The sequence below is a fragment of the Acinetobacter sp. TYF_19 genome (assembly GCF_043105125.1).
In the GTDB taxonomy this organism is placed as follows: Bacteria; Pseudomonadota; Gammaproteobacteria; order Pseudomonadales; family Moraxellaceae; genus Acinetobacter; species Acinetobacter johnsonii.
In genome coordinates, this window is sequence record NZ_JBICLH010000044.1 from 133,775 (window position 1) to 143,668 (window position 9,894).

The window sequence follows — 9,894 nt, forward strand, 5'->3', positions numbered from 1 at the left end:
TCAAATACCTGTTACCGATAAAAGGGCTGAATCTGAAGGTGCTGTGTTTTGGCGAATGGCAACTTTTTGAACGTTGTCACGTGCTACAAGGTCAGCAAGAGTGATTTTAGCGAGATAGTCGGCAATGTGATGGGAGAGTTCTTGCCATAAATCGTGAGTTAAGCACATTGCGCCATTTTGGCAGTTGCCTTTATGGTCACAGCGAGTGGCATCAACTGTTTCGTTTACAGCTTCAATAACTGCTAATACTGTGATTTCATCAGCGCGACGAGCTAAATGGTAACCACCGTTGGCACCACGAATACTAGAAACTAAGCCGTGGCGCTTTAATTTCGCAAATAACTGCTCAAGATAAGCAACAGAGATAGTTTGACGAGCTGCAATTTCTGCAAGCGTGATCGTTTGTTCAGTTGGCTGCAAAGCTAAATCAAGTAGAGCAGTCACTGCGTAGCGTCCGCGAGTTGTTAAGCGCATGATTCGATACACATGATTAGACTAGATGTGTCGATTTTAAGAATCCTGACTAAAATAGTCAAGTTTTTTTAATAGGGATTGCGCGTATTTAATTTGCTTGAAATATTATGTAGTTATGCAAGCCAAATATTATATACCAATAAGCTAATCAAAAGTATAGAAAACACAAAAAATGTGACATTTATACGTTTTTGACGTTGCTCGATACGGCGAATACGATTTTTGTATTGTTTCACTTCAACCTGTAGAGTGTTGATTTTAGAACGTTGTTCTTCAATTTTCTCTAAAAGTGGTGCAATGCGCTTTTTAGATGCAACTACATTTTGCGGATCAGTTGGTTCAGTTAACCAGTTTTTCCAATCGGCAAGAACTTTAGGTGCACTAAAATGTAAAATTAAATCTCGGAACTCATCTTTTAAGGTGATGTCGCCATCAATACGCATGGTTTTAATACTACGACGGTTTCCAAAGACGAAAATTTTAATTAAATCCATCAATGTGGTGCGTACATCTAAGTCGACTGGTTTTTCGGGGGCTTTGGCGTCAAATAAAACACCTTGAGCGGTAAAGGTGATATAGAAATCGAAATAAGGCAGGTAGCTATTTATTTTAATCGCAATATTTTGCTCAACAAATTTTTTACAGTGAAGTGCAACCACGCGATCGTGTTTTAAAATAAGAGAAAAGATCGTCTCAAGAACAATCATCACCATAGTGAGTAGCATATGTGTTTGATTGTGTTCTTTTTGAGAATCACTCATAAGTAGTAACCTAAATCCTGACCTGAAATGAGCATCCTGCTCGCAAAAACTTCAGACTTAAAAATAAAAATGTAATAAAGATGCTTTGTAGAACAGTTTTACAAATCGATCAAGTCTAATATTTGCTAGTATAATGCAATCTATAAGATTTTTTGGATGTTTTTGCACATAAATCATGCAGGAGATGGTGCTAATGGAAAAAGCAGATATAGAGTTAGATGATATTTCGCAAGAAGATGAAACACTAAAAAAAACAAAAACTAAGCATCATTTTAACCGTAAAAATAGTTTGGATTTTAGAAAGTATACCAAGCAAATCTGGTTAGCTGGTTTGGGTGCTTTTTCACGTGCAGAGGAAGAGGGGAATAAATTATTTGACTCCTTGGTCCAAGTCGGCGAAGAGTTAGAATCTAAAACCACTGAAATTGCTGACCAAACGGTTGAAAAGGTATCTGAAAAAGCGCGTGAATCGGTGACGGATACTAAAGACAAGGTTGAGAAGATTGTGGATCTTGGAGTAAATCACTCCTTAAACCGGATTGGATTGGTCACGGTGAAAGACATTCAGTACTTAGAAAACCTGATTCTTCAACTGAATGATAAAATCGATGTTTTGATTGAAGAAAATAAGAAGTTAAACGAAAAAAAAAGTGAGTAAAAAGTGATCTGGTTGTGCTTTTGTACCTTTTTCAACGTTTTTTTGTGATTTATTTTCCAAAAAAGCATATACAGAGTATTGCGTTTTCACCTAAAGCATTGCTATAAAGGCGTTACGGTAATTTATACTAAATTTTTCGACCTTAAATAAACGATATTAAGAGGACGCGATCCACATGAATAAATCAGAATTAATTGATGCAATTGCAGAGAAAGGGGGATTGTCTAAGACTGATGCTGGTAAGGCCTTAGACGCTACAATTGCTTCAATCACTGAAGCGCTTAAGTCTGGTGATACAGTTACACTTGTTGGTTTTGGTACTTTCAACGTGAAAGAACGTGCTGCACGTACTGGCCGTAACCCACAAACTGGTGCTACTTTAGAAATTAAAGCAAGCAAAGTACCAAGCTTCAAAGCTGGTAAAGGTTTAAAAGATTCTGTTGCTTAATCTTTTAAATAAATACTAAACGCGCCTTTTCGGCGCGTTTTTTATTAAACATTAGAAAATGTGTCGATAACACATTCATTCATTGCTGCTTTTCAGTTAAAATCTCGGGCAAATAAAATATTGGAATACTTATGGAATCTTTTCGTAAAGTTATTAAGGGTTGGTTGGGCAAGGCTTTGCTCATTTTGTTTTTGACCCCTTTAGCACTTGTAGGTATTGAAGGATATTTTAGTAGCGGATCAAAAGACGCTGTGAAATCAGTCAATGGCCAAGATATTTCTGAAAAGGAATTAGAGACCTTAACCGCTTCCTTTAAAGAACAATTCTTAGCTTATGCCAATGGGGATGAAACTTTACTCAACCAAAGCTTTATTAAAGATAAAGCGATGGACCAACTGATTGCTAATACTTTGTTATTGCAACAGGCTGAAAAGCTGGGCATTTCACTCAGTGATACTCAAATTGAACAGATGATTGCTCAACAGCCAAGTTTTCAAGAAAATGGAAAATTTTCAGAAACGCGTTATTCAAGCTATTTGCAGTCTGTGGGTATGAGTAGTGATGCGCTCGTTGCAAACTTACGTCAAGACCATGCATTAAAAATGATGCGTTCGACTTTTGTTGATTATGCATTGGTGAGTAAACTAGATATTCAACAAATTGCTAACTTACAAACAGAACAGCGTACTGTACAGTTTGCCAATGTAAATCTTGATGAATATAAAAAGAACGTCAAGGTTTCAGCACAAGAGATTGAAAACTATTACAAGCAACACCCAACCATGTTTAAACAGGTGGCTAGTGTAGATGTTGACTATGTGTTGTTAACACCAGCCAATGTACCTGCTGCTTCACCTGTAACTGATGCTGAGTTGCAGCAAGCCTATACAAAGTTTGTTGAAGCACAAAAAGATAATGTTGCGCCTTTGGTTAAACATATTCTGATTACAACCGATGCACGTACAGATGCTGAAGCGAAAAAACGTGCAGAAGAAGTTGTGGCAAAAATTAAATCAGGCACAAGCTTTGCGGCAGCTGCGGCTCAATATTCTGAAGATACTGCATCTAAAGCGAATGGTGGTACTTTAGCAGTTTATAACAAAGGCACTTTTGGTGATGCTTTTGACCAAGCTGTAGCATCGCTTAAATCGGGTCAAGTGTCAGCGCCTGTAAAAACTGAATTTGGTTACCATGTCATTGAAACTGATGCACAAGCTGTGAAGTTGCCATCTTTTGAAAATGAAAAAGCACGTTTGACTGCGGAAGTTCAGAAGAATAAAACAGCCAATGCATTCTCTGATACTGTAAACAGTTTAAATGAACTGGTTGTAGACTCAGATGCTTTAGACGTGGTGTCTCAAGAAGTTAAAGGTGTACAAGTTCAAACTGTAAAAGGCATGACCTTATCTACACAGCATCCTGTATTAAGTAATGCTGCAGTAAAAGTGAAACTGTTTAACGATGACGTTAAAAATGGTGATCGTAACGCGACCAGTAGCATTCAACTTCCGAATGGGGATGTGGTTTGGGCAAAAGTACGTGATTATCATGCGGCAGGTGTCCAAACGCCCCAAGAAGCAACACCACGTGTGAAAGCAAAATTGGTTGAACAAAAAGCTTATGATGCTGCTAAAGCTAAAATTGCTCAAAGCTTAAAAGACTTTAAAACTCAACCAGCGGCATCAGTAGTTGCCAAGAGTGGTTTGACCTTTACTGCACCGCAAGTGTTTATTCGTTCACAAGGCTTGCCACGTGCAGTTGAGCGTGCGGCGTTTAGCCAAGCGGCACCAAAAGCAGGACAGTGGTCTGTAACAACAGCATTATTGCCAACAGAAATGGTGGTGGTCGCGGTATCAAACGTAAACAAGACGACGTCTAGTGCGTTGACGGATGAGCAATTGGCTGAGCTTTCGAAGTTATATCAACAACTTCGTGGTCAGCAAGAAGCTGAAGATTATGTGCAATACTTAAAAGCACATGCAAAAATTAAATAATCGCATGTCATAAAAAAACCTGCATTCGTGCAGGTTTTTTTATGTGTGTAGATAAACAAATTTTATTTAAGGATAAACAAGCTTAGGCACGAATTTTGAGCTCATAACCTGAATATTTACGAATATTAATCACGCCTGTATCTAAAATCAGGTACTGACCTTTGATCCCTTGTAACTTGCCGCGAATAACTGGGGTTTTATCCAGATTGTGGGATTTAATTTTCTCAGGATATTGATCAACTGGATAAACAAACTTGCGTGGAAGTTCAGTTTCCAAAAGTTCAACCGTTTCATTGAATTCAAGATTTTGACTAAATTCCTCACGAATGGTTTGGATTTTAGGTGCAAACTCTTCGATGAGTTGTTCGCGAACCTCAGTCAAGTCGAGTGGTTCAGCTTCGCCTTTGAGTAATTTGCGCCAATCGGTTTTGTCTGCCACTTGTGTGCCAAACATAATTTCGAGCTGGCCTGAAAGACGGCGAGAACCGACTTTCATAATTGGAAGGGCTTGGGTTGCACCTTGATCGAGCCAACGGGTTGGCATTTGGCTAATCCGTGTAATCCCAACTTTTAGGGCACTTGAGTTGGCTAAATAAACAATATGTGGCTGGAAACAAACTTCATGCGCGAAGCTGTCTTCTCGGCAGGTGCCTAGGTGGTAGTGACAGGTTTCAGGTTTCATAATACACATGTCACAAGAGGCTTTGGTTTTAAAGCACTTGAAGCAATGGCCTTGTGAAAATGATTTAGAAGTCTTCGTACCACATGAAACACAGAAGATTTTACCAGTCCATTCAATCTCGATTTCTTGACCCAAGTTAAAAGGAAGGTCAACTTCTGAACGATCTAGGATAAATTTATATTCAACATTTGCCTTGTGTGTATGTTGATCAGTTACACTAAGGTCCTTAAGACCTGCATGCATTTTATGGCAAATGCCTTGAAGTTCCATACAGAATTACTCACTCAATATTAAGGATGCGGTTATGGCTGAACTGAACGTCATTACTTCTATGCTAGACGATTTATCTCAAGAACAGCCTATTTCAACTGCATTGTGCATTGGGCAGGATCTCAGCCCAAATCATCATCAATCTATTCAATGGCAATATTTTAGCGTATCTGACTTTTTAAGTCTGCCTTTTACCCAGCGCTATGATTTAGGTTTTGTACTTTTTGATACGGCAGAAATGCAAAATATAAGCTCACAACAAAAATCACAACTATTGGTGCGTTTAAGAGATTTGATGGCAAAGCGTATTGTGGTGGTGAGTCAATTGCAGGATGAACAACTACTTCGTGCTTTAGGTTTTACTCAACTAATCGATAAAACGACGCATGGTAAAGACTTTGCTTTATGGCAATTTAATATTTTGACCTATAAGCATGTGCCTGACTGGTTTAATTCAAAGTTTTGGGCGAATCCTGAAAACTGGAATAAATTCCGTTGGTGATTTGACTGCGACTGTATTTTTCCATTCATAGCAAAAATTAACAATTTATCTCTATAGGGTTTCTTTAAACATCGTATGCTGTTTAAAAAACCTAGATGGAATAAAGTGATGACGAACCTGAATAATATTATAGAAATTTTGGCAAAGCAGGCCATGGGCGGTCAGCAACAGTCAAACCAGCAAAGTGGTTTGGGCGGGATTTTGGGTTCGGTGCTTGGGCAACTCGGAGCAGGTAGTACGGGCCAAACACAACAGGGTGGTCTGGGCGATATTTTAGGTTCGGTGTTGGGTGGTTTGACTGGTGGACAGTCGCAGCAGGCGCCAAACGCGCAGAACTCAGGATTCGCAGGCGGTGGAAAAAGTTTATTGATTGCGGTATTGCCTTTGATTTTGGCATGGATTCAACAGCAAGGTGGTTTGCAGGCAGCTTTAGATAAACTCAAAGGGCAAGGTTTAAGCAGTCAGGTTGAGGACTGGGTTTCTACAGGACCTGGAGAAAACGCCAGTGTAAATCCAGAGCAAGTTCAAAACTTGTTTGATGATGCCGCAGTGGAGCAAGTTGCAGAGCAAGCGAATGCACCTAAACAAGATGTGTATAGTGCTATTTCACAAGTGTTACCGCAAATTATTGATTCACTCACCCCGCAAGCAGGACAAACTAATCCTCAAGAAGCCAACGCGGATATTCAACAGGTATTGAACTTAGTTTCGGGCTTCTTAAAGCGCTAAATTCACAATAAAAAAGCCATCATAGAATGGCTTTTTTATTACTTAAAATTCTAAATTAAAAAACACGCCGAAGCGTGTTTTTTAATTTTTAGGGGAGCACAACTTAGAAGTCGTAACGCATACCTAGAGAAAGACCAAGGCTATTTTCACCCGCTGTACCACCTACGCTGTTTGAGCGACCTTCTTTCCAAGGGGTTAGGTTTGATTTGTCATCATTAATAACCGTTGCTAAGTTACCGTATAAACGAACTGCTTTATCTAGGCGGTGCTCAAGGCCAACTGCGAGTAATGTTGAGTTTGCATCATCTGCATCGACATCACGATAGAATACTTCACCGCGTACTAAAGTTTTTGGAGCAAACTTGTATTCACCTGCTACACCAAAAACTTGAGCATCAGGAGTAACTGTAGAGTTGTCATGTTGTAGGAATTGATACATGCCACCTAAGTTAAAGTCAGGAGTGATTTTGTATGCGCCAGCAATACGGAAACCATCACGCTCACCGTTAGTTGCTTCTTCTTCATAGTGTTCATATGCAGCAGCGAAGTCGACGTTACCTTCTTTATAGGTTAAAGCTAAGTCATAAGCTTTATCTTTGTCTTTAGCACCATCTTTTGTTGCATCTGGGCTGTTTGCTTCATGTAAAGAAAGTGCGCCTAATACATTGAAACCATTACCAAATTTAGGCGATTTATACTCGATCGTGTTTGCATTACGTTCATCAAACTTCAAGTTACCTACACGTGTTACGTTACGTACGTCACCAACCATGTCACCAAAAAAGTTGATTGGACCACGTGCAGCCTTGAATGGGCTGTCAAAACGACCCACACGTGCTTGACCGAAGTTGCCTTTTAAGCCTACAAAAGTATCACGAGTAGCAAACTCAACGTTGTCATTTGATGAGCCACTTGCGAAGTTAATTTCTTGTTCAATTTGGCCGAATACAGTCATACCATTTTCAAGCTCTTGTTCAGCTTTGAAGCCTAGACGTGAAGAGTTTGAAGAAAGACCAACTTCGTTATAGTCAGCACCATCATCTAGATAGTCTAAAGAAACATGCGCACGGCCATAAATTTTTACGTCAGCAGCTATTGCTAAAGCTGGTGTAAGTAAAGTTGCCCCAACTGCTAATGCGCAAAGTGTTTTTTTCATGTGTAGCTCCAAGAAAGACTTTTTGTTGATTCGTCTATAAAAGGTTATTCAGTCGTCTTTTTATTCATCAGACTTCTGTCTCTTGGCGCTCATTATTGATTACAAATAAGTCATTAATATTAAGGGAATATTACAAAAATATTAAACAACTTAATGTCAAATGCATTTCCGCGATAAATTGTTAAGGTTGATTTTGAGTGCTTAGATGTTTAGTCCCGGCATTTGATGGATCGGATCAATTTTAAAAAGTTCAGGTTCATCTGTCCACTGTTTGCAGATGAATTCGTAGGGAGTCAGGCCCCTGAGTGTTTTGAGTCTGCGGCCGAAGTTGTATGCAGCAATAAAATCAGCAAGGTGAATGCATAGCTGAGTGTGATCGTCGTAATGGAACCGTTTGACAGTAGCTTCTTTAATCGTTCGGTTCATCCTCTCGACCTGTCCATTGGTCCATGGATGCTTAACCTTGGTAAGACGATGTTCAATGCCACATTCAGTACAAACCCGATCAAAGATGTGCTCAGAGGCGTAGCGATCACAGGTGCGGTTCGTGAACTGGATGCCGTTATCTGTTAGCACCGTATGGATTCTATAGGGCACAGCCTTAACCAGATTGCGCATGAACTCCGCGGCTGCCATCTTACTGGCTTTAGTATGCAATTCAGTGAACGCAAACTTGGAAGTGCGATCAATGGCAACGAAGAGATAAAGCTTACCCTGTGCTGTTTGCATCTCAGCGATGTCGATATGAAAGTAACCAATGGGGTAGCTCTTGAAGCGCTTCCTGACAGGGCGATCACCTTGTACCTCAGGCAGTCGTGAAATACCATGCCGCTGTAAGCAGCGGTGTAACGACGAGCGTGTCAGATAAGGAATACTCGGCTGCAATGCATAAAGGCAATCGTCTAGCGGCAACAAAGTGCGTTTTCGAAAAGCAACAATTGCCGCCTCATCTTCAGGCGATAACACGCTTGAGCGAGGATTCTTTGGGCCGGTTGTAAGATCATCTACTGAAGTACGTTTCTTCCATTTTGCGACGGTCTTTTGATTGATGCCGTAACGCTTGGCTAGCGTTCTTAAGCTCTCTTGACTATTTTGTATTGCTCGACGCACTGCCTGTGTCGTTGTGGCGCTGCTGTGTAGAACTTGTCCCATAGTGCTTCCTTCCATTTATCTGAGAATATTGCACCATTAAAATCTGGGACTAAACACTTAGATTATTGATCTTATTTATTTTTAGACCTAAAAAAAGGAGCCGAAGCTCCTTGATTGAATAGGTGGAATTACAAAGCAGCACGAATTTTTTCTGCTTGTGCTTTGATTTTTTCTTGATCACCCATTTGCAACGCATGCTTACCTAGCTCATGTACCGAACTCGGAATGAGGTGGAAATGTACATGGGGAACGGTTTGCCCAGCAGCAGCTCCAGACAGTTGCATGAGGACAATGCCTTGGGCATCCAAACCGACTTCAATGGCTTTTGCTACTTTTTGTACCACTTGAATGGTGTAGGCAGCAGCATCGGCAGGGAGGTCGAGTAAAGTCACAGCAGGTGTTTTTGGTATGACTAAAGTATGACCGTCTGCTTGAGGCATAATATCCATGAATGCAAGAACTTGGTCATCTTCATATACTTTAATGGCTGGAAGTTCACCACGTAAAATCCGTGCAAAAATGTTTTGCTCATCGTAAGCCATGTCTATTCCTTAAGTTTCGCTTAAACTGATTTACTTACAGTTCAATTCTTTTTGACGTTCTTTAATGGCGTCAAGACGTTGTTGCTCTTTTTCAGAGAATTTCGGTTTAGTGGTGTAGCAATTATCATTGCCAAATTTTGCTTTCGCTTCAGGGTCCTTGAAACAGAAACCTTTAGATGCATAAATGACATCATGATCATCTTTTAATTTTTGACACTCTTGCTCAGGTGATGCCGCAAAACTTTGCGCCCCGATTAATGTTGCAAGACTGGCAAAAACCGCTACAGTCAACTTTTTCATGAGAATTTCCTCAGTTTGTAACATTGTATGTAGTCACGCTATTACTTTATAGGGGTTTGTTCTGTTTATTCAATGGTGAGTTCTTACTCAATTGTAATTTTACTTCATAATTGCTGCATATAATACATAAAATTTATATATATCAATAGCTTTTAAAATACAAGGTGGAAATGGATATTTCAGTTTTTTATGTAATTCAGCCTATTTTTACAACTTTTTTAGGCTC

At 39.8% G+C, this 9,894-nt stretch carries 12 protein-coding genes; 5 read left to right on the forward strand and 7 right to left on the reverse strand.

Annotation, left to right across the window (positions count from 1 at the left end; genetic code table 11):
• Entirely contained in the window at positions 1-474 is a 474-nt protein-coding gene (locus ACF8FD_RS05665) for an Rrf2 family transcriptional regulator (protein WP_004697011.1), read from the reverse strand.
• A gap of 113 nt (positions 475-587) precedes the next feature.
• Entirely contained in the window at positions 588-1,235 is a 648-nt protein-coding gene (locus tag ACF8FD_RS05670) for a hypothetical protein (RefSeq protein WP_087013627.1), read from the reverse strand.
• A 193-nt stretch (positions 1,236-1,428) separates the two neighbouring features.
• Between ACF8FD_RS05670 and ACF8FD_RS05675 the strand changes: the two genes are divergently transcribed.
• The 3 genes from ACF8FD_RS05675 (at position 1,429) to ACF8FD_RS05685 (ending at position 4,335) form a co-directional block, all read left to right on the forward strand.
• Positions 1,429-1,893, forward strand: coding sequence for a phasin family protein (locus ACF8FD_RS05675; RefSeq protein ID WP_392453272.1), 465 nt, complete (start codon positions 1,429-1,431; stop codon positions 1,891-1,893).
• 175 nt (positions 1,894-2,068) lie between these two features.
• Positions 2,069-2,341: an HU family DNA-binding protein gene (locus tag ACF8FD_RS05680; protein WP_004697018.1), complete on the forward strand. Its 273-nt coding sequence runs from the start codon at positions 2,069-2,071 to the stop codon at positions 2,339-2,341.
• Positions 2,342-2,472: 131 nt separating this feature from the next.
• Entirely contained in the window at positions 2,473-4,335 is a 1,863-nt protein-coding gene (locus tag ACF8FD_RS05685; RefSeq protein ID WP_392453274.1) for a SurA N-terminal domain-containing protein, read from the forward strand.
• Between the two features lie 82 nt (positions 4,336-4,417).
• On the opposite strand, the gene ACF8FD_RS05690 is transcribed toward ACF8FD_RS05685, so the two are convergent.
• Positions 4,418-5,287: a DUF2797 domain-containing protein gene (locus tag ACF8FD_RS05690; protein WP_234304986.1), complete on the reverse strand. Its 870-nt coding sequence runs from the start codon at positions 5,285-5,287 to the stop codon at positions 4,418-4,420.
• 34 nt (positions 5,288-5,321) lie between these two features.
• On the opposite strand from ACF8FD_RS05690, the gene ACF8FD_RS05695 reads away from it, so the two are divergent.
• Together ACF8FD_RS05695 and ACF8FD_RS05700 are read left to right on the forward strand one after the other, a co-directional pair.
• Positions 5,322-5,789: a DUF6231 family protein gene (locus ACF8FD_RS05695; RefSeq protein ID WP_004697025.1), complete on the forward strand. Its 468-nt coding sequence runs from the start codon at positions 5,322-5,324 to the stop codon at positions 5,787-5,789.
• Positions 5,790-5,897: 108 nt separating this feature from the next.
• The gene (locus ACF8FD_RS05700; protein WP_234304985.1) at positions 5,898-6,518 is read left to right on the forward strand and encodes a YidB family protein; all 621 of its coding nucleotides are present in this window, start codon (positions 5,898-5,900) and stop codon (positions 6,516-6,518) included.
• Between the two features lie 103 nt (positions 6,519-6,621).
• Here the strand turns inward: ACF8FD_RS05700 and ACF8FD_RS05705 are convergent, their stop codons facing one another.
• From ACF8FD_RS05705 to ACF8FD_RS05720, 4 genes are all read right to left on the reverse strand, one after another.
• Positions 6,622-7,674 (reverse strand): porin, encoded by a 1,053-nt coding sequence (locus tag ACF8FD_RS05705; RefSeq protein ID WP_234304984.1) that lies wholly within the window; start codon positions 7,672-7,674, stop codon positions 6,622-6,624.
• 201 nt (positions 7,675-7,875) lie between these two features.
• Positions 7,876-8,826 (reverse strand): IS481 family transposase, encoded by a 951-nt coding sequence (locus tag ACF8FD_RS05710; protein WP_031995565.1) that lies wholly within the window; start codon positions 8,824-8,826, stop codon positions 7,876-7,878.
• Between the two features lie 128 nt (positions 8,827-8,954).
• On the reverse strand, positions 8,955-9,368 hold the full coding sequence (locus ACF8FD_RS05715; protein ID WP_004697031.1) for an HIT family protein: 414 nt from the start codon (positions 9,366-9,368) through the stop codon (positions 8,955-8,957).
• A gap of 30 nt (positions 9,369-9,398) precedes the next feature.
• Positions 9,399-9,668 carry a YARHG domain-containing protein gene (locus ACF8FD_RS05720; protein WP_004697032.1) on the reverse strand — a complete coding sequence of 90 codons (270 nt, stop codon included), beginning with the start codon at positions 9,666-9,668 and terminating at the stop codon, positions 9,399-9,401.
• Positions 9,669-9,894 lie beyond the last annotated feature (226 nt).